The sequence below is a fragment of the Ruania zhangjianzhongii genome, assembly GCF_008000995.1.
In the GTDB taxonomy this organism is placed as follows: Bacteria; Actinomycetota; Actinomycetes; order Actinomycetales; family Beutenbergiaceae; genus Ruania; species Ruania zhangjianzhongii.
Genome location: NZ_CP042828.1, coordinates 4,661,718 through 4,683,934, shown reverse-complemented (window position 1 = coordinate 4,683,934; position 22,217 = coordinate 4,661,718). Strand labels below are relative to the sequence as shown.

Below are 22,217 nucleotides of genomic sequence, written 5' to 3'. Positions count from 1 at the left end.
CTTCTGTGCCGACCTGCTTCCTACCTTCGGCCTATGACGACGACCGCCGCCCCGACCTCCCGCGTCACGCGGAACCCCCAGCGCGACTTTCTCGAGCTGTCCCGGCGGGTCAAGGCCGCTGGTCTGATGAACCGCAGGCCCGGCTGGTACATCTTCCGGGGTGTGATGCTGCTGGCCGGTTTCGCCGGAGCTACCGCACTGCTGCTGACGCTCGGGTCCAGCCCGTGGCAGTTGGCGGTCGCCGCGTTGTTCGGTGTGCTGTTCACCCAGGCGGCCTTCCTCGGCCACGACGCCGCCCACCAGCAGGTCTTCTCCACCGGGCCGCGCAACGAGCTGCTCTCCCAGCTGGTTGCCAACCTCGTCGTCGGGCTGAGCCATGGCTGGTGGGCCTTCAAGCACGGCCGGCACCACGCCAACCCGAACGTGATCGGCAAGGACGGTGACATCGCCACCGGCGCGCTGGTGTTCGACCCGGACGACGTCTCGGAGCGCACCGGGATCGTCGGCTGGATCACCCGCCATCAGGGCTGGCTGTTCTTCCCGATGCTCACGCTCGAGGGGCTCAACCTGCACGTCAGCGCGATCAAGACGATCATCAACGACGAGACGATGCACCGCCGTGGGCTGGAGGCGGCCCTGCTCGCTGTTCGGCTGATCGGCTTCCCGGCGCTGGTGGTGGTTGTCGCCGGCCCAGTGCTGGCGGTGGCGTTCATGGCCGTGCAGCTGGTGGTCTTCGGGGTGTACATGGGTGCCACGTTCGCGCCCAACCACAAGGGCATGCCGCTGCTGCCGAAGGAGTCCCGGGTGGACTTCCTCCGCCGTCAGGTGATGACCTCACGCAACATCCGCGGCGGAGCGCTGATGACCTGGGGGATGGGCGGACTGAACTACCAGATCGAACACCACCTCTTTCCCCGGATGCCCAGCGTGAACCTGCGCCAGACCCGCAAGATCGTCCGGGAGTACTGCGCCGAGCGCAACGTCCCGTACACCGAGACCGGTCTGTTCGCGGCCTACGGGATCGTGATCCGCTACCTGAACCGGGTCGGCCTGGGCCACGCCGACCCGTTCGAGTGCCCGATCGTGGCGTCCTACCGCCCGGTCTGACCGGCCGGCTCGCTGCCCGGCCCGCGGCCGACCAGCCCCGGGTGGCCACTCCCGAACCGGGCCGAAGGCGCCGGCCGCTGACACAATGCGGTATGACGTTCGCGCCCACGCCGGACACGGTGGAGACCGATCGCCTCATCCTGAGACGCCCCAGAGTCGAAGACGCCGCCGTCTATCGTCAGTTGTGGACGGAGCGGGATCCGCGGGTGCCACCGCATCGGCAGATCTCCCCGGAGGGCCGCCCGACTGTCGCCGACCTTGCGACACAGCTTCGCGCCGAGGAAGAGGCGGTGGGGCCACGGCTCCTGGTCGTGCAGCGCAAGAACGGAGGCGACGCGATCGGCTACTGCGGGTTGGTCTTCCATGGCACCGGAGCGCCCCACGAGCCCGAGCTGGCCTATGAGCTGCTGCGCGCGGCGCACGGCTTCGGCTACGCCACCGAGGCAGGTCGGGCGGTCCTGGTCTGGGCGGAAGGGGCCGGCTACCGGCGGTTGTGGGCAGGGGTCCGAGACTGGAACGTTGCCTCGCGCCGGGTCCTGGAGAAGCTCGGCTTCCGCGAGACGGGTGACCTGGAGCCCAGTGCCGCCTACGGCGACAGCCTGCTCACGGTGCGGGAGTTCTGACCGGTGCCCGGACGTGGGTCTGCGCTCGGTGACCGCACTCGGGCTGCCGGTCCCAGCTGAGCTGGCGTCCGCCGCCCCGCCGGCGCGGATTATCGGCGTCCGGTGACCGCCCAGCCGTGTGGCCCCACGACGAGGTCCTCGCCGTCGATCCCGGAGCTGGATCCGGCCAGAAACTGACCCGGTGGGGGATCGGCGATGCGCAGCTGATCGTCGCCGATGTTGAGCGCGACGATCAGGGCCGCGCCGCCTGCGCCTGTCACCTCCAGCGTCATCGCCTCGTTGCTGACGGCGACCGTCCGGGTTCGCGCGGTGTGTAACCAGGGGTGCCGCCTGCGCAGACCGATGAGCTCCTGGTGCAGGGCGAGGACCCCGGCCTGAGCGCCTGGGACCTGGCCAGGGTGAGCCGGGAAGGCAGGGCGGATCGCGTCGTCGCCGCCGAACCGCTCCTCCTTGACCGCACGCAAACCCAGCTCGTCCCCGTAGTAGACCGATGGCGTGCCGCCGAGCGTGAAGAGCAGCACGACGGCGTGGGCGAGGTGGCGCTGATCGGTGATCTGGCTGGCGATCCGGGTGACGTCGTGGTTGCCCACGAAGGTGTAGGGCACGAACGTGTCGAGGAACTGGTTGTGCCGGCCGAGTGCATGGTCCAGCTCGTGCAGGTTCAGATCGGCGATGGCGTGCCAGATGCCTTGCCACAGCTCGTACTGGGTGACGGAGTCCAGGCCGCCGTCCCGGACGAAACCGGCGTAGTCACCGTGCAGCACCTCACCCAGCACGTACACCTGCGGATGACGCTCACGGACGAGGGGAAGCACCGCGGTCCAGAACTCGACCGGCACCGAATAGGCGGCATCGAGACGCCACGCGTCAACGCCGCGGTCGCACCAGTAGGTCATCACCTCGGTGACCAGCTGGGCCACCTCACCGGCCCCATGGTCCAGCGTGATCAGCCCCCCGTGCCCTTCGAAGGTGACCAGCTGACCGTCGGGCTCCGTCGCGAACAGGCGTGCCTCGGCGCAGGCGGGATCCTCTCGGGCCGCGCGCAGCGCGGGGAAGTCCGGGCCCACGTGGTTGAACACGCCGTCCAGCATCACGTCAATGCCCTTGCCGTGGGCGGCCTCGATCAGCTCGACGAGGTCGTCCTCAGTGCCCAGGCGGGGATCGATACGGAAGTAGTCGATCGTGTCGTAACCATGGGTGGAGGAGTCGAAGACCGGGCCGAGCGCGAGCCCGTTGGCACCCAGCTCGAGGAGGTGGTCGAGCCAGGGGATCAGTGCGGGCAGGCCGGTCGTGGGGGTGCGGTCGGCGCCGGTGGTGTCGGCGCCGACGAACCCCAGCGGGTACACGTGCCACCAGATGGTGTGCTCGGCGGAGCTCATACGTCAACGTACAGCGCCCGCGCCGCCGCCGTGGTGTTCGTCGGCGTGCGGGACCGCCGGGTGCTCGGTCTGAGTGGCGCGGGCCATGCCGGTCCGGCTGTCCACGGCTGAGGGCGAACCTGTTCTCACGCTGGCCGGAACTGTGGCTGAATGGACGCATGGCGGCGACTGCATACCTCACCGGGCTCGGCCGGTACCTCCCCGGCGAACCGGTCTCGAACGAGGAGGTCGCCAGCCGGCTCGGTGGTCTCGACCGCCGGACCGAACGGATCCGCGCACGGATCCAGAAGGCGAACGGCATCCGACAGCGGTACTACGCGATGGATACCGCAGGCCAGACCACCGAGCTGAACGAAGAGCTCGCGGTGCACGCGATCCGTGGTGCGCTCGACGACCGTGGGATCTCCGCCTCGGACCTGGGCATGCTGGCCTGCGCCACCACCCAGGGCGACCTCCTCGTCCCCGGCTTCGCCTCGATGGTGCACGGTCGGCTCGGCGGTGGCCCGATGCAGGTGCTGACCGCCGCCGGGGTCTGTGCGTCCAGCATCGCTGCGCTCGACGCAGCCGTGACCAAGGTGCGGCTCGGCGACCACCCCAGGGCCGCCGTCGTCGGCTCAGAACTGGCCAGCCGCTGGCTGCACCAAAGGCGTTTCGACGGCGTGACGGACCACCTGGATGCCCACTTCCTCAGGTGGATGCTCTCTGACGGCGCAGGAGCTGCGGTGGTGGAGTTCCAGCCGCGGCCGGACCGGCCCTCGTTGCGGGTGGACTGGGTGCGCCAGGTCTCCCTCGCCCACGAGCACGAGGTCTGTATGCGGGCCGGCCTGGACGGCGGATCGGCCGTTGCCGGCCGAACCTGGCAGGACTTCGAGGACGTGGCTTCGGCCGAGCGTGCCGGCCTGATGCAGATCAGGCAGGAGACGAAGGTGCTCGACGAGCTGGCTGCCGCGGGGTTGGCGCAGTTCGAACAGCTCGTGGACCTCGGCCTGGTGGATCTGAAGAAGCTCGACCACGTGATCTGCCACTACAGCACGAACGTGTTCCGCGACCTGGTCTTCGATGCTCTGAGCGCACGGATCCCCGGGTTGGACCAGAGCCGATGGTTCTCCAACCTGGAGACGTGCGGAAACACCGGAGCGGCTAGCATCTTCATCGCGCTGGAGGAGGCCTGGCGCACTGAGAGACTGGCCCCGGGCGAGACCGTGCTTCTCGCGGTCCCGGAATCTGGCCGGTTCTCGTTCGGCTTCGCGCACCTGACCGTCGTTGAACCCAGGAGGAGCAGCAGATGAGCAGTACCGAGACCGTCGAGGGATACCGCCCGCCGACCCCGGACCAGACCAGCCTCCTGGCCCGGCTGGCCGATGTCTGGACCGAGTTCGAGAGCCTGCTCGAGGACGTGCCGATCCTGCGCTCGCTCGCCGCGGGCGAGGTGAGTGTCGCGGACTACCAGTGTCTGCTGCACAACCTGCGCCAGCAGGTGGTGGACGGGTCGCTCTGGATCGCGCGAGCGGCGTCGAACTTCGATATGGACCACTTCGAGCTGCGTTCAGCCGCGATCTCGCACGCGTTGGAGGAGCACCGCGACCACCTGTTGCTGGAACGGGACTACGTGGCCGTGGGCGGGTCGCTCGAGCAGCTGCGTTCCGGCCGGAAGAACATCGGCTCGCAGGCGCTCTCCGGCTATCTGTTCCACCAGGCGAGCCAGCCGAACCCGATCGGCTTGCTCGGCGCGATGTTCATCATTGAGGGGCTCGGCGCGCAGAAGGCATTGGCCTGGGCGGAACGGTTCCAGGAGGTGCTCGGGCTGGCGGACAACCAGGTCCATTTCATGCGCTACCACCAGGAGGCCGACGCCGAGCACACCGGCAAGCTCGACGCGATCCTGACGTCGGACGCGGTCGACGGCGCCGCGGCCGATGCGATCGTCTCCTGCGCCAGAGTGGTCGCCCGGCTGTACGTCATGCAGCTCACCGAGCTGGATCAGATCTGACATGCCACCCGAGTTCGTCAAATCCGACCCCAGCATGTGGGAGGCGATCTACGCCGACCCCTCGATCCCGCTGGACCGCTCGCTGGTGCGGATGATCATCAAGGACCAGCGGCGGGTCTCGCGGCGGTGGCTGTACCCCGTTGCCCGGATCGTCTCCCGGGTTCTCGTGGCCGTGCTCTCCACGATCAAGCGTCTGGTCCCGGGGCGCTGGATGTCCTTGCGCACGATGGACAAGCTGTGCCTGTGGTTCCTGCGCCGGTTCGTCGCGCCGGACGCCGTGGAGCTGCTGATCCGGCACTTCGTGGTCGAGACCAACCTGGTGAACTTCATCATCCGGAACACCCCGGCGGACATCGAACCGGTCACGTTGCGCCCGACGACGTTGGCCGGTCTGGGTGAGAACGCTGTGATCGAGCACGACATCAACGTCTACGACGTGCTCATCGCCCTGGAGGGCGTGGACGTCGAGGCGCCGGAACGCCTGGACTTCTCCCAGCTCGACGTCCCGCCGTTGGACCCGGAGCGCCGCCGCCCCCGGCTGTTTCGGCTCGATATCCAGACGGCGCTGTGCCTGATGAACATCCCGTTCTGCATCGCGCTGAGCCTGGAGGAGTTCCGGCGCGCGATCCACTCGCTCCGCTTCGACGACTCGTTCCTGGAGATCCTCGCAGCGCTCACCGAGGACGAGACGTACCGGCACTGGAAGATGGGCGGGCTGAGCCTGTGGATGGACACCAATGTGGACGTCCCGCAGCTGGTCTACCGGCACGCGCTGGTGTGCGAGTACGCCCATGCGCATCTGAGCAAGTTCGCCGACGGCGCTCGCTGACCGGCGCTGCTCCGTTGAGGTGGGCGCGAGCCTCAGCAGGTCAGGTCCTCTCGCTCGGGTTCGTAGGTGCCGTCAGCCGAGCTGCACGGCCACGGTGACCTTGCCGGCGTCGTCCCGGTGGGCGACGGCGTGCCCGGGGCGGTCCACCCCGCCCAGACGCAGCAGGATCGGCCCACCCGCACCGAGGAAATTGCGCCACCACCGCTTCTTCTCCGGCAGCTGCACGCCGATCGTGATGGTGTCCTTGGCGCGGGAGTACCCGACCGGGATGCTGAAGGTGCGCCCAGTTCGGCGGCCGGTGTAGGTGACGACGGTCATCCACCGGCCGGTCAACCGCCCCCAGCGAGGAGAAGCCACGAGCGGGCGGACGGCTGCATTCACCACCTGGGCCGCGCGTTGGAGGCGGTTCTTCGGCGGCGTACCGGGAGGTTGTGCGGAGCTCGTCACGTCCGCGACTTTACCCGCGTCCTGGTCCGGTACCGAGCAGAGTTTCGCTACGCTGCGTCGGCTCGTCGTACGGCGAACCTCGGAATCGTATCCGCCCTATTATGTCAGTCGGTGCGACCAGTATTCGGGTCCTCGGCGTTCGTGGTGATGGTCACGACTTCGTCCTTCATCGTCGAGGAAGTTCGTGGCCTCGCGGAGTTCCTTGCGGGCATCCTCGTGTTCGCGCCAGCCGTAGTTCACTTGTGGCGGGCGGCAAGCTCGGTGCGGATCTGAGCGAGGCTGTCAGGTCCGTCAACGAGGGCAGCGGTTCCGTTGACCACCTCGGCCACCCGGCGGTCGAGAACCTCGTCCCAGGCGGCGTCGATCTCGAGGTTCCGGAGAATCCGGCGAGTGGGTGACACCTGCAAGACTGAGGTGGTGGCACATGGCGGGAGTCTCCACGTGGTCGCCGCTGGACTCCTGCGGCGCGGTGGCCGTGGTCTCTTGCTGCATCGTGTGTCGACTCGGGCTTGGTATCCGGACTGCTGGGACCTCCCCGGCGGTCACGTCCAGGACGGCGAGTCGCCCGACGCCGCCTTGTGTCGTGAACTTCGCGAAGAACTCGGAGTTGGTGCCGTCATCGAAGGGGCGCCTTTCACACAGGTGCGCGGCAGAGACTTCAGGATGGACATTTGGGTCGTCGACACGTGGGTTGGGGAGCCGGCCAACGTGGAGCCGACCGAGCATGACGCCTTGGCCTGGCTCAACCATGAGGAGATGACGGCGCTCCGACTCGCCGACGCACGCCTGCCGGCGATCTTCGAGGCGGCGCTGCGCTGACCACCCCCATGCCGGACGGGCCGTTACGGTGTCGGTTTGCCGCGCCCGGTGCGTCAAACCCACACCACAGTCGAGGAGCGACGCGCGAGCCCCCATCAGCTCTCCGGAACGCCCCCGGTGGGTGTCCTCGCATCCCATGGTGCAACGCACCGCCACGATGGGTGCTGACCTGCGCACTCGCTCAGCGGCGGTGCCCGCTTGGTTTGGTGCCCAGGGAATACCTCGGCACCCCCCGTAGTTGAGCCTCATAGACTCAAGTTCTCGCCCCTCGATTTGGCAGATCCGGATCCGAGCGCGCAGACTTGAGTGCGGCAGACTCATCCAGACCCAGTGTCGTCGATTCCCGGCGGCGCGGAAGGAGCTACAGACATGGCACGAGCAGTCGGAATCGACCTGGGCACCACGAACTCCGTGGTCGCCGTTCTGGAAGGTGGCGAGCCCACCGTCATCGCGAACGCCGAGGGCGCTCGCACCACCCCGTCGGTGGTGGCGTTCAGCAAGACCGGCGAGGTGCTCGTCGGTGAGGTGGCCAAGCGTCAGGCCGTCACCAACGTCGACCGCACGATCTCCTCGGTGAAGCGGCACATGGGCACCGACTGGAGCTCGGAGATCGACGACAAGAAGTACACCGCGCAGGAGATCTCCGCGCGCATCCTCGGCAAGCTGAAGAAGGACGCCGAGGCCTACCTCGGCGAGCCGGTCACCGACGCGGTGATCACCGTGCCCGCCTACTTCAACGACGCCGAGCGTCAGGCCACCAAGGACGCCGGGCAGATCGCCGGCCTCGAGGTCTCCCGGATCATCAACGAGCCGACCGCGGCGGCCCTGGCCTACGGCCTGGAGAAGGGCAAGGAGGACGAGCTCATCCTGGTCTTCGACCTCGGTGGCGGTACCTTCGACGTCTCCCTGCTCGAGGTCGGCAAGGACGAGGACGAGTTCTCCACCATCCAGGTGCGGGCTACCAACGGTGACAACCGTCTCGGTGGTGACGACTGGGACCAGCGGGTCGTCGACTGGCTGGTCACCCAGGTGAAGAACGCCAACGGGGTGGACCTGTCCAAGGACAAGATCGCCGTCCAGCGTCTGCGTGAGGCCGCCGAACAGGCGAAGAAGGAGCTGTCCTCCGCGACGTCGACGAACATCTCCCTGCAGTACCTGTCCATGTCCGAGAACGGCCCGATTCACCTCGACGAGCGCCTCACCCGCGCCCAGTTCGAGCAGATGACCTCGGACCTGCTGGACCGCACCAAGACCCCGTTCCACAACGTGATCAAGGACGCCGGGATCGCCATCGCGGACATCGACCACGTGGTGCTCGTCGGTGGCTCCACCCGGATGCCCGCCGTCACCGAGGTGGTCAAGGAACTGACCGGCGGCCGGGACCCGAACAAGGGTGTGAACCCGGACGAGGTCGTGTCCGTCGGCGCCGCGCTGCAGGCCGGTGTGCTGAAGGGTGAGCGCACCGACGTGCTGCTCATCGACGTCACCCCGCTGTCCCTGGGTATCGAGACCAAGGGTGGCGTGATGACCAAGCTCATCGAGCGGAACACCGCCATCCCGACCAAGCGCAGCGAGGTGTTCTCCACCGCCGAGGACAACCAGCCGAGCGTGCTCATCCAGGTGTTCCAGGGTGAGCGGGAGTTCGCCCGTGACAACAAGCCGTTGGGCACCTTCGAGCTCACCGGGATCGCCCCGGCCCCGCGCGGGATGCCTCAGGTCGAGGTCACCTTCGACATCGACGCCAACGGCATCGTGCACGTCTCCGCCAAGGACCGTGGCACCGGCCAGGAGCAGTCGATGACGATCACCGGCGGCTCCGCCCTGGGCAAGGAAGAGATCGACCGGATGGTCAAGGAGGCCGAGGCGCACGCCGCCGAGGACGCCCAGCGCCGCGAGGAGCAGGACACCCGCAACTCGGCGGAACAGCTGGCCTACTCCACCGAGAAGCTCCTCACCGACAACGCCGAGAAGCTGCCCGAGGACGTCGCCACCGAGGTGCGCGACGCCGTCGAGAAGGTGAAGACTGCGCTGGCCGGCGAGGACATCGAGGCGGTCAAGACCGCTCAGGCCGAGCTCGGTGAGGCGAGCCAGAAGATCGGCCAGGCGCTGTACTCCCAGCAGGACGCGCCTGCCGAGGGCGCCGATGGCCAGGAGGCCCCGGCGGCCGACGCCCCGGCCGAGGACGACGACATCGTGGACGCCGAGATCGTGGACGAGGATGAGAAGAAGTGACCGAGCCCGACGAGCAGCCGGTGATTCGCGACAAGCGTCGCCTCGATCCCACCACCGGCGAGTTGCGCACTCCTGAGGAGGTGGCCGCCGAGGAGGCGGTCACCGCCTCGGAGCCGGCCGTCGACGGCGGAGCTCACCCTGCTCCGGACGCTCCCGCGGGTGCGGGGTCTGGGCAGCAGGACGCTCCTGCCGACGAGGATCCGGTGGCCGCGGCGAAGGCCGAGGCCGCGGATCTGCAGGACCAGCTCGCCCGGGCGAAGGCCGACCTGTACAACCTGGACCAGCGGTTCAACAACTTCGTCAAGCGGTCCCGTGCCGAGGCACTCGCCGAGCGTGGGCGCGGTGCGGAGGATGTGGTCGAGGCACTCGTCCCGGTGCTCGACGACATCCACCATGCCCGTGAGCACGATGGGCTCTCCGGCCCGCTCGGTGCGATGGCGGAGAAGTTCGAAGAGACGCTGGTCTCGAGGTTCAAAGTGGAGCGCTACGGCACCGCCGGGGACGAGTTCGACCCGAACGTGCACGAAGCGCTGATGCACAACCAGAGCGAGGACGCGGCGACCGAGACCGTCTCCCAGGTGCTCCAGCCGGGGTACCGGGTGGGCGAGAAGGTGGTGCGTCCGGCCCGAGTGGCAGTGACCGGCCCACAGTGAGAGCAGGGAGGGCAACGATGATCGGAGGAGGTGTGGCGCGATGAGCGGACAGGACTGGCTGGAGAAGGACTTCTACGCGACGCTGGGCGTGTCCAAGGACGCCGACGCCGCCGCGATCAAGAAGGCCTACCGCAAGCTCGCACGCACCTGGCACCCGGACCAGAACCCCGGGGACGCCAAGGCCGAGCAAAAGTTCAAGGAGATCGGTGAGGCCTACGCGGTGCTCTCCGACGACGAGCAGCGCAAGCAGTACGACGCGCTGCGCGCTATGGCCGGAGGTGGACCGCGGTTCGCCTCCGGCCCGGGCGGCGCCACCGGCGCGAACGGGTTCGAGGACCTGTTCGGCGGGATGTTCGGTGCCGGCGGCACCGGGGCACCTGGTGGTCCCGGCGGACCGCGGGTGCGCTACTCCACCGGGGGTTCGATGCCCGGTGGCGGCGGTTTCGAGGACATCCTCGGTGGCCTGTTCGGCGGTGGCGGTGGCGGGGGTGGCCGTGCCGGGTTCCAGGCGCCGACCAAGGGCGGAGACATCACCACCTCCGCCTCGCTACCGTTCCGCTCCGCAGTGGAGGGTGCGACCGTGACCCTCACCTTGGACGGCACCCGGTCGATGACTGTGCGGATCCCGGCCGGCGTGCACGACGGGCAGAAGATCCGTCTGCGCGGCAAGGGACAGCCCAGCCCGAGCGGTGGGGAGCCGGGCGACCTGGTGGTCACCGTGCAGGTAGAACCGCACCCGGTGTTCGCCCTGGCCGGTCAGAACCTGACCATCACGGTGCCGATCACTTTCCCGGAGGCGGTGCACGGCGCGACGATTGCCGTGCCCACCCTGGACGGCTCGGAGGTCAGGCTCAAGGTGCCGGCCGGCACTCAGTCCGGCACCCGGCTGCGGGCCAAGGGTCGAGGCGTGGCCTCGAAGAAGGGCACCGGGGACCTGATCGTCACCGTGGAGGTGGCCGTCCCGCGGAAGGTGAGCAAGGACGCGGCTGAGGCGCTGACGAAGTTCGCCGAAGCCAGCGACGGCACCGACCCGCGGGCCGGACTGGCCGATGCGGCGAGGGCGTGATGTGCCGTGTCCGGCTATGACGCCCCGGTCTTCCTGATCTCGATCGCCGCGGAGCATGCGGGGATGCACCCGCAGACCCTGCGGACCTATGACCGGCTCGGCCTCGTGGTGCCGCAGCGCACCCGAGGCCGAGGCCGGCGCTACTCCTCCCGCGACGTGGACGTGCTGCGTGAGGTGCAACGGCTCTCTCAGGAGGAGGGCATCAACCTCGCCGGGATCAAGCGAATCCTGCAGCTTGCCGCGGAGAACGAACGGCTCGAGACGGAGAACACCAGGCTGCGGGCCGGCCACGGCACCGGCCGGCGGGTGTTCACCGCGGACACCGCCGGTGATGTGGTCGCGGTGCCGCTCGGTACCCGACTGCGGCGAGCGGAGAGCGCGGGCGCGATGGTGCTCTGGCGCCCTCAGCGCTGATCCGGCCGTGTGGCTGGACGCCGCCGCCCGCTGCCCGTTTCGCGCCGGACCGCGGAGGGTCCACGCGTTGTCCGGGTGGATGCCATTACGCTCCTCGTGATCGACGACGAGAAATGGGGAGATCTTCATGTCCGAGAATCCAACGCCTGCCTCTGCCGGGCACCCTGATCCAGGGGGTCAGGACCAGACCAGTTTCGGTGCGGCCAGTGCAGCGCCCGGCAGCTATGGGCCGCCGCCTGCCGGCCCGCCGACTGGTGGTCCCACGCCGCCTCCGCCGGGCACGCCGTCGTTCGGGGCGGCCTCGGCGGCGCCGCCACCAGCGGGTCCGCCTCCTGGTGCAGGTCACCCGCCACCCGCCGGCCCCGGAGGTTACGGCGGCCCGCCGCCGAGTGGTCCACCCTCGGGTGGGTACGGGGCCGGCAGCTCTGGCGGTTACGGTCCGGGCGGTCCCGGTGGCTACGGCCCCGGCGGCCCGAGCGGACCAGGTGGACCGCCGCCCGGTGGCCACTATGGCGGGCACTCGCAGGAGCCGGGTTTCTTCAAGGCGATGTTCGACTTCTCCTTCCGGAGCTTCGTCACGCTCTCGTTCGCGAAGGTGATCTTCATCGTGGCGATCGTGATCGCCGGTCTGTGGTGGCTCTTCGCGATCATCTCCGGTTTCGGGATGGCGAGCATCGGAGATGCCTTCAGCCCCTACGGATCGAGTGGTGGCACGGTGATCTTCGGAGTGATGGCGCTGCTGTTCGGGTGGATTCCACCGGCGATCTTCCTCGTCGTGGTGCGCCTCGGCTTGGAGTTCTCGGTGGCCACGATCCGCACCGCGCAGAACACCTCCCAGCTGGTGGACCGCAGCTGATGCTGTACCTCCGCTCGTGGGACCTCTGAGGGCAAGGGACGTCGCTGTGGCGGTCTGAGGTGTTCTGACTCTGGCGGTCTGAGGGTGCAGCAGGTCGCCGCCGCGGCCTGAGGTGCTCTGACGGTGGCGGCACGAGGCACTCCGCGGGTCCCTCGAATCCCGAATCGGACATCGGATAGGCGAGATCTCATCGGCTTCGTTGTGGGTGACCGGACGGCACATCTGGACACATTGTCCGGGTGGGTGCCGCTACGCTCCTGGTCATCAATGACGAAAGTAGGGGAGATCTCCATGTCCGAGAATCCAACGTCTGCCTCGGCCGGGCGTCCTGGTCCAGGGGGTCAGGGCCAGACCAGTTTCGGTGCGGCCTCTGGCGCTTCCGATAGCTATGGGCCGCCACCAGCCGGTCCGCCGCCCACTCGACCGATGCCGCCTGTGCCGGGCACGCCGTCGTTCGGGGCGGCTTCGGCGGCGCCGCCGCCAGCGGGTCCGCCGCCTGGTGCAGGGAGCCCGCCGCCAGCTGGCCCCGGTGGCTACAGTGGGCCGCCGAGCGGCCCACCCTCGGACGGTGACGGGGGCGGCAGCGCTGGCGGTTATGGCCCGGGCGGCCCCGGTGGCTACGGGCCTGGCGGTCCAGGTGGCGCCGACGGCCCCGGTGGCTATGGCCCCGGCGGCCCCGGCGGGCCACCTCCGGGTGGCCACTATGGCGGACAGTCCCCGGAGCCGGGCTTCTTCAAGGCGATGTTCGACTTCTCCTTCCGCCACTTCATCACTATCTCGTTCGCGAAGGTGATCTTCGTGGTCGCGATCGTGATCGCCTGTCTCGAGTATCTGTTCCTGCTGTTCTACGGGTTCCGGATGGGCGGCAGGGGAATCTTGATGGGGGTGGTCATGCTGCTGTTTGGCTGGATCCCGCCGGCGATCCTCCTGATCATCGTGCGTCTCGGCTTGGAGTTCTCGGTGGCGAACATCCGCACTGCGCAGAACACCTCCCAGATGGTCGGCCGCACCGACGGATAGCGACGTCTGCCTCCCCGCCCCGGCGCGGTGGCGAGGATGCGCCGATGGTGTCGGTGTCGGTGTCGGTGTCGGTGTCGGTGCCGGTGCCGGTGTCGGTGCCGGCTGGCTGCGCGCGACGGTGTGCGGTGCATTGCGCCCGACGGCGTGCTGTGCATAGCGCCCGACGGCGGGTGTCACCCGGCTGGGCTGATCGCGGGCCCGGATGGCAGGCTGGGCCCGTGACCTCCGAACCGAGCCTGCGGCACTGGCTGCGTGAGCTGCCCGTCTTCGACCGCGACCGCCTGCCGCCCTTCGACCCGGATGCAGCACCGGCCGCTCCGGCCGAGCTCTACCTGGACTGGCTACGCTCCGCCGTCGACGGGGGTGTGCAGGCGCCGCATGCGATGGTGCTGTCCACTGCGGGAGGAGACGGGCGGGTCACCGCCCGCACGCTAATACTCAAGGACATCGACGCCGACCTCTGGTGTGTGGCGACTTCCGCCGACAGCCCCAAGGCCGCCCAGCTCGCGGAGAACTCCCGCGCTGCGCTGACCACCTTCTGGGGCGCTCTTGGCCGTCAGGTCCGGGTCACCGGTCAGATGCGGGACCTCGGTGACGCTGCCGGTGCCGCAGACTTCCACGCCCGCCCACCGGGTTCGCGGGCCGCCGCGCTCGTCGGCCATCAGAGCGAGGTGCTCACCGACCGGCAGGCCTACTGGGATGCCTTCGCCGCAGAGCTCACCAGCGTGCAGGAGCACCCGGACACCGAGCTGCCGAGCTGGCGGTCCTACGGGCTACGGGCCGAGGCCGTGGAATTCTGGCAGGCTACTGCCGATGCCGGGCAGATCCGGCTGCGCTACCGGCGCCACGGGGACGACTGGAAGAGGGAGCTGCTCTGGCCATGACCGACCTGATCGAACCACTCGCCACCGTCCGGGAGAGCGAAGCCGCCCTGGCCAGGGTGATCTCCGCCGTCGAACACGCCACGCCCGAGGACCTCGCCGCCCCGAGCGGGCTACCCGGCTGGACCCGCAGCCACGTGCTCGCCCACATCGACGGTATCGGCCGAGCGCTCGCGCGCCAGCTCGACTATGCCGCGCGCGGCCAGCTGATCGACGTCTATGACGGCGGGTCGGCGGGGCGGGAATCGGCGATCGAGGCCGGCGCTACCCGGACCAAGGAGGAGCACCTCGCGGCGCTCACCGCACTGCAGAGCCAGCACCAGAACGCCTGGCCGGAGAAGGATTCGCTGGTGTGGTTCACGCCGGTGCGCTACCGGGACGGGATCGTGGTGGACGTCGCCCTGGCCTGGTGGCGTGAGATCAGCATCCACCAGGTGGATCTCGATCTGGGTATCGAGGCGGCGAAGGTGTGGAGCCAGCCGTTGTGCGAGTACCTGCTCGACTTCCTCTCCGTGCGCCTGCCCAGCGGGCCGTTGGTCGAGCTGGACGCCTTCGAACCGGGGGTGCGGTATGTGGTCGCCGCGGACTCCGGAGCCCCGCCGACGGCGCCGGTGACCGTGACCGGTCCGCTCACCTCGATCACCGGCTGGCTGGCCGGGCGGGAGATCCACCCGCTGCCGATCGCTACTAGCGGCGAGGATGCGGTGGACCTGCCCGAGCTCGGCCCCTGGCCCTCCAGCCGTTGAGCCCGCGACGGGCCCGGCCAGCAGCCCGCATCCCGCCCGCCCGCCGGTCGCAGACAGTCGTCTGAGTACGGAATGGACATCTGAGTACCGGAATTTCGGCCCTCAGATGTTCATTCGGTACTCCGATGGATGACCAGCGGGCCGGTGCCGGTGCCGGGCGCCGGGGTGCGGGGTGTCAGGGCCGGGTGTGCGGGGGTGCGAGCGGGCCCGAGCAGCTCAGCGCAGGCGGGAATGCAGGAACTCGTATGCCAGCGCCTGCATGTGCGCTGCCTGCGCGTTGGTCGCCGAGCCGCCGTGCCCGCCCTCGATGTTCTCGTAGTAGGTCACGTCCTTGCCTGCGGCGAGCAGCTGGGCGGCCATTTTGCGGGCGTGGCCCGGGTGCACCCGGTCGTCGCGGGTGGAGGTGGTCAGCAGGACCGGCGGGTACTCCCGATCGGGCTCGAACAGGTGGTACGGGGAGAAGGTGCGGATGAACTCCCACTGCGCCGGATCGTCCGGATCGCCGTACTCGGCCATCCAGGACGCGCCGGCGAGCAGGTGGGAGTAGCGCTTCATGTCCAGCAGCGGCACCTGGATCACCACCGCACCGAACAGCTCGGGGTACTGGGTGAGCATGTTCCCGGTGAGCAGGCCGCCGTTCGACCCGCCCTGCACCCCCAGGTGCGCGGCAGCGGTGATCTCCTTCTCGGTCAGATCGCGGGCGACCGCGGCCAGGTCCTCGTACGCTTTGTACCGATTCGCCTTCAGTGCCGCCTGGTGCCACGCCGGCCCGTACTCGCCACCGCCACGGATATTGGCGAGCGCGTACACGCCACCGCGTTCCAGCCACGACCGGCCCAGGGAGCCGGAGTAGGCGGGGGTCAGCGAGATCTCGAATCCGCCGTAGCCGTACAGCAGAGTGGGTGCTGCGGAGTCGAAGGCCAGATCCTCGCGACGAATCAGGAAGTACGGGATCCGGGTGCCGTCCGTCGAGGTGGCGAAATGCTGCTCGGCGACCAGGCCGTCGGCATCGAAGAAGGCCGGCATCGACTTCAGCGCCTCGATCACGACCGAGACCGTGCCGTCGGGACCCGGTGCAGGGTCCATCTGGGCCAGGGACATCGTGGTGGGGGAGAGGAAGTCGGTGGCGTACAGCCACACGTCGTCCGAGGTGCGGCGGTCCACCGGCGCGACCTGCACCGTACCCACGGCCGGCGCACCGATGAAAGCGGATCGGGAGAATCCGCCGTCGGCCGGGGTGAGGATCTCCAGCCGGGACTTCACATCGTCCAGGATGTTCAGCACCAGGTGGTGCCGGGTCCAGGTGTAGCCGGCCAGTGAGGTGCCTGCAGTAGGCGTGTAGACCTCGAGGAAGTCCCGCTCGCCGGCCAGGAACGCCTCGAAGTCGATCGCCAGCAGTGCACCGCCCGGATAGGTACGCCCGCCGGTGGTCCAGTCCTCGCGCAGCTCCACGGTGAGCCACTCCCGGTGCACGTCGGCATTCGCCGAGCGGGGAACCTCGATCAAGGTGAGCTCATCGCCGTCGAGCAGGTACAGCTCGTCGTTGTAGAACGCGATCGCCCGGATCACGAAGTCCCGCTCGAAGCCGGGGGTGGAGTCATGCGCCGCGGCGACCGCCATGTCCTGCTCGGGTGCCTGGTAGACGATCGGCGCACTCTCCAGCGGGGTTCCGCGGTGCCAGCGTCGGGCGGTCCGCGGGTACCCGGAGGAGGTCATGGTTCCGGGCCCGGTATCGGTGGCCACGAACAGCGTGTCCGCATCGATCCAGGAGACGCTCCCCTTGGACTCGGGCCGGTAGAAGCCGCCGTCGACGAAGGTCTTGGTGTGCAGGTCGAACTCCCGGGAGACGTCCGCATCGGCGCCGCCACGGGACAGGTCCACGATCGCGAGGCGATACGCCTCCGGTCCGCTGCGCAGTACAGAGGCGCCGTGCCAGACCCAGTTCTCCTCCTCGGCCTCGTTCAGCCCGTCGATGTCCAGTACCGTCTCCCACTCGGGATCCGCCGTCCGGTAGGACTCCAGGGTGGTGCGCCGCCACAGACCGCGCTCGTGTTCGGCGTCCCGCCAGAAGTTGTAGTAGAAGTCGCCGACCTTGCTCACGTCCGGGATCTTCGCGTCGGAGTCCAGGACGTCGAGAATCCGATCCCTGGTGCTGGCGAAACCCGGGGTGGCGGCCAGGTCGGCGGCTCCCTCGGCATTCCGGGCTCGGACCCAGTCCAGCGCACGCTCGCTCTCGACGTCCTCCAGCCAGGTGTACGGGTCCTCGCTGCCGGCTGTGCTCACTTCTGCTCCTCGCGCTGGTGTCCTCGGGTGAGACCAGCCTAGGAGACGGCGGAGGGTGCGTTGGCCTTGCTGGGCTCACCCGGCCGGCGGGTACAGGTGGGCAGCGCTACTGGCACTGCTGGTCCTCGTGGATCTGCTGAGCGACTTCCTCGGTCTGCGCGCTGATCGCATACTCGTTCTCGACGAACAGCCAGTCCGGGTCCGCGCCCAAATAGTTCACCGCGTAGGAGTTCGTCACGCCCTCCCAGTTCTCTCCGGCTGCCGGCGGGGAAAGAGTGCCGCAGATCGCCAGGATCTGGCTGTGGGCGATCTCGTGCCGGACCGTGTGCACGAACCCCTCGTTCTGGAGGACGTTCGGGTAGTCGGAGTACTGGTCGTTGATGTAGACGTACCCCGGACTGCTCGGGCAGAAACCGCCGAGCAGTTCGTAGTTGTCCGGGTACTCGCACGCACTGAACATCGCGTCGTGGTCGTAGAAGAGCTCAAGGTCGAACGCCGCGGCGATCTGCTCCGCTGCCGGCGCGAAGCTGCCATCACCGTCGGGCTGGGCCACGTAGGCCTGGGCGAACTCCTCAGCGTCGGCGTAGTCGTCCGGGTCGGTGGACGGGGCCTCGGGGAACGTGCCGTCCGTGGTGGTCGTAGTGCCGTCGTTCCACTCGACTTCGACCCGGACGCCCAGGTCCTGCCCGTTCTCGAAGGCCTCGGAGTACTGCTGCGCCTGGTCCTGGATCTCCTCGATCCGGGTATCGAGAGCGTCGGTATCGCTGGTCGGTTCACCGGGTTCGCTCAACTCGACCCGGAGCTCGCCGATCAGCTGCAGTACCGCCGCGGCATAGGTACGGCCCTCATCGGTGTTCGGCACATAGTCGTAGATCGTGCCGTCGTCATAGGCAGTGCTCAACCAGCTCGAGAGCTCGTCCAGGTAGTTCACGGCCGCGTCGTAGCCCGGCCGGTCCATGATCGTGTAGGTCTCTTCCGGCGTCGGCGTCGGAGTGGCGGACGGAGTGGACGGGGTGGGGGTGCTTGCCGAGGTATCCGGGTCGTTGCCGAACGGACCGACCACGGCGACGATGATGAACAGGGCCAGAGCCGAGACCACCACCAGCAGTGCGGTCAGCCCATGCTTCTTCGCTGGCGGTTGGGATCCCGGGTAGCCGGGTCCTTGGTGTCCGGTGCCGGGATAACCGCCGCCCGCTGCCTGCTGATAGCCGCCGTTCCCCTGCTGCCACCCGGCGTTCCCCTGCTGCCACCCGGCGCTCCCCTGCTGCCACCCGGCGCTCCCCTGCTGATAGCTGGCCTGGCCCTGCTGGTGGGCCGGGTGCTGCTGTTGCGGGTGCGGTGTGCTGGGCTGTATCCCCGGGCCTGCGGCGGCCACGGGCTGCGACGGCCTGGTGTGGCCGGTCCACTGCCGGCCGTCCCACCATCGTTCGAGCGGGCCACCACGAGGATCGCGGTGCCAACCCGGCGGAACTGGCGCGGTCATACCCTCGTCCCCCGTTCGTCTCGGTCCAGATGCACTCCGTCGACGGTAGCGCGCAGAACCACGATCGGTCGCACCCGCCGATGGGGAGAAGTGTCCTGTGGGTCACAGTGGGCGAGAACGTCGCACGGCGAACCCAGGCGGGGGAGCGGTGTGTCGGGGTTGAGGTGACCGAGGCTCAGGCCGGTGACGCGGTGACAACCGGCTCAGCCTGACGCGGGCGGCCCACCTGACGCGGGCGGCTCAGCCCGCGGGCGGGGCGGTGGCGCGAGCGGCGCGGCGCTCGCGCCACTGGGCGTTGATCTTCTTGGCATTGGCGGCCACCACGATCGAACCGACGAGCGGGCCAGCCATCATCATCACGAACATTGCTGCGGTATCCATGGCTAAGACGCTACGGCGCGCCAGTGTGGTGCGGATCCGCCGAGCGGGTGAAACCTCGGCTCCGCCGTACGGGGGACAAAGGCCGTGACAGAGCAGACGCTTGGCCGCGATGCTGACCCGATGACCTCACGCGTATCGCACACCAGCGTCGATTCCCGAAACGCCTACACCCAGTCCCTGTTCTGGGCCGAGGTCCTCGGCTACAGCGAGAACCCCGAGGACCCGAACGAGCCCGGGCACGAGGAGTGCCTGCTCTACTCCCCGGACCACCAGCACCGGATCCTGTTCATCGAGGTGCCTGAGGACAAGGCGGTGAAGAACCGCCTGCACTTCGATCTCCGGCCCACTGACCTCTCCCAGGCGGATGAGGTCGCGCGGCTGCTCGGCCTCGGCGCGAGCGTGCACGCCGATCTGCGCCGCGATGATGGCGGCTGGGTCACCATGCTCGACCCGGAGGGTAACGAGTTCTGCGTGCTGTGCAGCGAGCTGGAGGTCGGCGACCCGCTCGCCTTCCCTGCCGACTAGGCCGACGCCGGACGGCCTGATGCCTCGCCTCGCCTCGCCTCGTCTCGCATTGCCGGCCCGGCCCGGCCCGGCCCGGTCGGTGACAATGTGAGGGTGCGATCTCTGGGGCCCGGCCGCCTGCACCGACTGCTTGCCGATGCTGAGGCCGTCACCTGGGCCTTGCTGCTGCTGGGGATGGTGCTGAAGTACCTCACCCACACCACTGACCTCGGGGTGAGCGTGGCCGGTCCGATCCACGGATTCGTTTTCCTGGCCTACTGCGCCGTCACCCTCGTGGTGGGGATCGACCAGCAGTGGGAGCGGCGCACGATTCTGCTCGGGCTGCTCAGCGCCGTACTGCCGTTCGTCACAGTGCCGTTCGGGCGGTTGGTGCGCCGTCGTGGTCTGACCGGCACCCACTGGCGGCTGCTCAGCGGCGGCGCGCGCACCCCGATCGAACGCGGGTTGGCGGCGGTGCTGCGCCGGCCTGTCCGGTTCGCCCTGGTGACGCTGGCGGCCCTCGCCCTGGTGTTTCGGATCCTGCTCTGGATCGGCCCACCGGGCGGAGCCTGATCCAGGTGTGCCGGGCTACGCTGACTGGATGGGCAGCTCGACGTCGTCGCTGGGCTATCAGGAGGGGCGCGAATGACTGAGCTGATCGTGCTTTCTGGTCTGCCCGGCGTCGGGAAGACGAGTGTCGCAACGACCGTGGCGTTGGGGATCGGTGCGGTCCACCTGTCCATCGACGCGGTCGAAGAGGCGATGCTCGGCTGCGGACTCCCCACGAGCTGGCAGGTCGGGGTGGCCGCCTACGAGACGGCGCGAGCAATGGCCGTTCTCAACCTACGGAACGGGCACGACGTCGTCATCGATGCGGTCAATGACAGTGAAGAAGCCCGCCAGACGTGGCGCACCGCCGCAGAAGCAGCCGATGCGCGTCTGGCCTTCGTGCATCTTGTCGTCGCCGATGCTCAGCTGCACGAGGAGAGGCTCCGCGGCCGGGATCGCGGCTTCGCCCATGTTCGCGAGCCCACCTGGGAAGACGTCGAGCAGCGACGTGCCGGGTACGCCCCGTGGACAGATGAGCACCTCGAGCTCGACACCGCCGCGCGCTCCGTGGATCAGACCGCTCGCGAGGTGATCGCCCAGCTCGCGAGTCAGTGACGTGCCGGCCGAACACACGCCCTGTCAGCGGCTTCTCGTCGACTCTCAGCTCGCCAGTGGCTCCGCCTCGAGTGGCGGCTCCGGCGCCAGGGCGGCAGTGGCGCGCTGCGCCAGTCTGGCGCTCAACGGTCCGAGGACGATGAGCAGCAGCCAACAGAACTTCGCCGTGTCCCCGCCCCAGGCGTAGGCCACCGGCACCGAGCCGAGGAACACGAGCGGCCCGACCATCGCATCGAGCACCTGGATTCCCCATTGCCGGGCGGTCAGCGGATGGGCAGCCTCGTCATAGCGCCGGGCGGTGAACATGATCACCGACTGCGCGAGCATCGCCGCCGCGATGTTGACCGCGTACAACGCCAGCGGCAGCGGAAGATCTGACGTTTCCGAATCGCTGATCCCCTGCGTGGTGAACGGAATGAAGATCACCAGCCCGGCGGCAATGATGTTCATCAGGATCACCCGGGAATCGATCGTCGACAACCGGTCGATCGCCCGGTGATTGACACGCCAGAACGCGGCGATGACGACGAAGCTGATGAGGAACCCGAACAGCTGGTTGCCGACGTCGTGCGCCAGCAGCGCATCGAGGCTTTGCCACGCCTCGGCCGGCGGGGCGTCCAGATTGGCGATCAGGAGCGTCAGCGAGAAGCCGTAGATGGCATCAAAGAACCCGAGCGCACGGTCGTAACCAGAGGACTCACGCTGATAGAGGTCGCGCCCCATGCCTGAGAGTAGCCGGACGCAGTGCCGGCGGCGAGAGGGCGTAGATCGAGCGGCGCCGCCAACGTCGCGAGGTGAGGTGTTCGGATCCTGCTCAGGATCGCACCGGCCGGGCGGAACCCGATCGTTGTTGCCGCACTAGTCTGACTGGATGAACCACGAGCAGGTCCGCGTGGCCGGCCCCGCAGACGCTCCACAGGTGGGCCGGCTGTTGTTCGACTTCAACACCGAGTTCGAGACCCCGACCCCGAGCGCAGCCGAGTTTGCCGAGCGGTTCGCCCGGCTGTTGCACCGGGAGGATGTGCTGGTCCTGCTCACCGGTGCAGACCGGCCCACCGGATTCGCTCTCCTCACGCTGCGCCCGACGCCGTACTACGACGGACCGCTGGCTCAGCTGGAGGAGCTGTACGTGCTGCCCGAGCTGCGCGGCCAAGGGATCGGGACGGCCCTGCTCACCGGGGCGATCGCGCGCACTGCCGAGCGGGGCGCCAGCGAGATGCACATCAACGTGGACGAGGTGGACACGCAGACACGTCGCTTCTACGAGCGGCACGGCTTCGTGAACATCGAGCCCGGGACCGACTATCGGATGCTGTGCTACCTCCGCGAGTACTGAGCAC

At 68.7% G+C, this 22,217-nt stretch carries 25 protein-coding genes; 18 read left to right on the top strand and 7 right to left on the bottom strand.

Going from position 1 to position 22,217, the window contains the following annotated elements:
- Positions 1-33 precede the first annotated feature (33 nt).
- Complete coding sequence (locus FU260_RS21645) at positions 34-1,107, top strand: fatty acid desaturase family protein (RefSeq protein WP_147918931.1); 1,074 nt, start codon at positions 34-36, stop codon at positions 1,105-1,107.
- A 92-nt stretch (positions 1,108-1,199) separates the two neighbouring features.
- A complete protein-coding gene (locus FU260_RS21640) occupies positions 1,200-1,730 on the top strand; it encodes a GNAT family N-acetyltransferase (protein WP_147918930.1) in 531 nt (176 codons plus the stop codon).
- A gap of 89 nt (positions 1,731-1,819) precedes the next feature.
- Here the strand turns inward: FU260_RS21640 and FU260_RS21635 are convergent, their stop codons facing one another.
- Positions 1,820-3,109, bottom strand: coding sequence for an alpha-amylase family glycosyl hydrolase (locus tag FU260_RS21635; RefSeq protein ID WP_147918929.1), 1,290 nt, complete (start codon positions 3,107-3,109; stop codon positions 1,820-1,822).
- Between the two features lie 158 nt (positions 3,110-3,267).
- On the opposite strand from FU260_RS21635, the gene FU260_RS21630 reads away from it, so the two are divergent.
- Genes FU260_RS21630 through FU260_RS21620 form a run of 3 tightly spaced genes read left to right on the top strand, consistent with a single transcriptional unit; the run spans position 3,268 to position 5,928 of the window.
- Positions 3,268-4,398, top strand: a complete 1,131-nt coding sequence (locus tag FU260_RS21630) for a 3-oxoacyl-[acyl-carrier-protein] synthase III C-terminal domain-containing protein (RefSeq protein ID WP_147918928.1) — start codon at positions 3,268-3,270, stop codon at positions 4,396-4,398.
- The gene (locus FU260_RS21625; protein ID WP_147918927.1) at positions 4,395-5,099 is read left to right on the top strand and encodes an iron-containing redox enzyme family protein; all 705 of its coding nucleotides are present in this window, start codon (positions 4,395-4,397) and stop codon (positions 5,097-5,099) included. Before FU260_RS21630 ends, FU260_RS21625 begins: the two co-directional genes overlap by 4 nt.
- Position 5,100: 1 nt before the next feature.
- Positions 5,101-5,928 carry a DUF6999 family protein gene (locus FU260_RS21620; protein WP_147918926.1) on the top strand — a complete coding sequence of 276 codons (828 nt, stop codon included), beginning with the start codon at positions 5,101-5,103 and terminating at the stop codon, positions 5,926-5,928.
- A 72-nt stretch (positions 5,929-6,000) separates the two neighbouring features.
- Here FU260_RS21620 and FU260_RS21615 read toward each other — a convergent pair whose 3' ends face one another.
- Together FU260_RS21615 and FU260_RS21610 are read right to left on the bottom strand one after the other, a co-directional pair.
- On the bottom strand, positions 6,001-6,375 hold the full coding sequence (locus tag FU260_RS21615; RefSeq protein ID WP_147918925.1) for a hypothetical protein: 375 nt from the start codon (positions 6,373-6,375) through the stop codon (positions 6,001-6,003).
- A 236-nt stretch (positions 6,376-6,611) separates the two neighbouring features.
- On the bottom strand, positions 6,612-6,776 hold the full coding sequence (locus FU260_RS21610; protein ID WP_168211905.1) for an addiction module protein: 165 nt from the start codon (positions 6,774-6,776) through the stop codon (positions 6,612-6,614).
- Here FU260_RS21610 and FU260_RS21605 point away from each other — a divergent pair.
- The 9 genes from FU260_RS21605 (at position 6,766) to FU260_RS21555 (ending at position 15,062) form a co-directional block, all read left to right on the top strand.
- On the top strand, positions 6,766-7,194 hold the full coding sequence (locus FU260_RS21605; protein WP_187368341.1) for an NUDIX domain-containing protein: 429 nt from the start codon (positions 6,766-6,768) through the stop codon (positions 7,192-7,194). The two genes, FU260_RS21610 and FU260_RS21605, sit on opposite strands and share 11 nt — an antisense overlap.
- A 369-nt stretch (positions 7,195-7,563) precedes the next feature.
- Positions 7,564-9,426, top strand: coding sequence for a molecular chaperone DnaK (gene dnaK, locus FU260_RS21600; protein ID WP_147918923.1), 1,863 nt, complete (start codon positions 7,564-7,566; stop codon positions 9,424-9,426).
- The gene (locus FU260_RS21595) at positions 9,423-10,079 is read left to right on the top strand and encodes a nucleotide exchange factor GrpE (RefSeq protein ID WP_147918922.1); all 657 of its coding nucleotides are present in this window, start codon (positions 9,423-9,425) and stop codon (positions 10,077-10,079) included. The genes dnaK and FU260_RS21595 overlap by 4 nt, the downstream gene beginning before the upstream one ends.
- A gap of 40 nt (positions 10,080-10,119) precedes the next feature.
- Positions 10,120-11,145 (top strand): DnaJ C-terminal domain-containing protein, encoded by a 1,026-nt coding sequence (locus FU260_RS21590; RefSeq protein ID WP_147918921.1) that lies wholly within the window; start codon positions 10,120-10,122, stop codon positions 11,143-11,145.
- A 6-nt stretch (positions 11,146-11,151) separates the two neighbouring features.
- A complete protein-coding gene (locus tag FU260_RS21585; protein ID WP_147918920.1) occupies positions 11,152-11,559 on the top strand; it encodes a heat shock protein transcriptional repressor HspR in 408 nt (135 codons plus the stop codon).
- Positions 11,560-12,106: 547 nt separating this feature from the next.
- The gene (locus FU260_RS21580) at positions 12,107-12,415 is read left to right on the top strand and encodes a DUF4282 domain-containing protein (RefSeq protein WP_147918919.1); all 309 of its coding nucleotides are present in this window, start codon (positions 12,107-12,109) and stop codon (positions 12,413-12,415) included.
- A 741-nt stretch (positions 12,416-13,156) separates the two neighbouring features.
- On the top strand, positions 13,157-13,435 hold the full coding sequence (locus tag FU260_RS24295; RefSeq protein ID WP_147919663.1) for a DUF4282 domain-containing protein: 279 nt from the start codon (positions 13,157-13,159) through the stop codon (positions 13,433-13,435).
- A 218-nt stretch (positions 13,436-13,653) separates the two neighbouring features.
- Positions 13,654-14,319, top strand: coding sequence for a pyridoxine/pyridoxamine 5'-phosphate oxidase (locus tag FU260_RS21560; protein WP_222847953.1), 666 nt, complete (start codon positions 13,654-13,656; stop codon positions 14,317-14,319).
- Entirely contained in the window at positions 14,316-15,062 is a 747-nt protein-coding gene (locus FU260_RS21555) for a maleylpyruvate isomerase family mycothiol-dependent enzyme (RefSeq protein ID WP_147918917.1), read from the top strand. The genes FU260_RS21560 and FU260_RS21555 overlap by 4 nt, the downstream gene beginning before the upstream one ends.
- A gap of 216 nt (positions 15,063-15,278) precedes the next feature.
- On the opposite strand, the gene FU260_RS21550 is transcribed toward FU260_RS21555, so the two are convergent.
- The 3 genes from FU260_RS21550 to FU260_RS23725 form a co-directional block, all read right to left on the bottom strand.
- Positions 15,279-17,345, bottom strand: a complete 2,067-nt coding sequence (locus tag FU260_RS21550; protein WP_147918916.1) for a prolyl oligopeptidase family serine peptidase — start codon at positions 17,343-17,345, stop codon at positions 15,279-15,281.
- A gap of 106 nt (positions 17,346-17,451) precedes the next feature.
- Positions 17,452-18,828, bottom strand: a complete 1,377-nt coding sequence (locus FU260_RS23920; protein WP_210418149.1) for a DUF2510 domain-containing protein — start codon at positions 18,826-18,828, stop codon at positions 17,452-17,454.
- 240 nt (positions 18,829-19,068) lie between these two features.
- Positions 19,069-19,209, bottom strand: a complete 141-nt coding sequence (locus tag FU260_RS23725) for a hypothetical protein (RefSeq protein WP_168211903.1) — start codon at positions 19,207-19,209, stop codon at positions 19,069-19,071.
- 120 nt (positions 19,210-19,329) lie between these two features.
- On the opposite strand from FU260_RS23725, the gene FU260_RS21540 reads away from it, so the two are divergent.
- The 3 genes from FU260_RS21540 to FU260_RS21530 all read left to right on the top strand — a co-directional run bounded on the left by FU260_RS21540 (position 19,330) and on the right by FU260_RS21530 (position 20,877).
- Entirely contained in the window at positions 19,330-19,734 is a 405-nt protein-coding gene (locus FU260_RS21540; protein ID WP_147918915.1) for a VOC family protein, read from the top strand.
- A gap of 93 nt (positions 19,735-19,827) precedes the next feature.
- Positions 19,828-20,286: a DUF3817 domain-containing protein gene (locus tag FU260_RS21535; RefSeq protein WP_328592983.1), complete on the top strand. Its 459-nt coding sequence runs from the start codon at positions 19,828-19,830 to the stop codon at positions 20,284-20,286.
- A 72-nt stretch (positions 20,287-20,358) separates the two neighbouring features.
- Positions 20,359-20,877, top strand: a complete 519-nt coding sequence (locus FU260_RS21530) for a P-loop nucleotide/nucleoside kinase family protein (RefSeq protein WP_147918913.1) — start codon at positions 20,359-20,361, stop codon at positions 20,875-20,877.
- Positions 20,878-20,922: 45 nt separating this feature from the next.
- Here the strand turns inward: FU260_RS21530 and FU260_RS21525 are convergent, their stop codons facing one another.
- Positions 20,923-21,600, bottom strand: coding sequence for a TMEM175 family protein (locus tag FU260_RS21525; RefSeq protein ID WP_147918912.1), 678 nt, complete (start codon positions 21,598-21,600; stop codon positions 20,923-20,925).
- 148 nt (positions 21,601-21,748) lie between these two features.
- Here FU260_RS21525 and FU260_RS21520 point away from each other — a divergent pair, with 148 nt between their 5' ends.
- Entirely contained in the window at positions 21,749-22,213 is a 465-nt protein-coding gene (locus FU260_RS21520; RefSeq protein WP_147918911.1) for a GNAT family N-acetyltransferase, read from the top strand.
- The last annotated feature ends 4 nt before the right edge of the window (positions 22,214-22,217 follow it).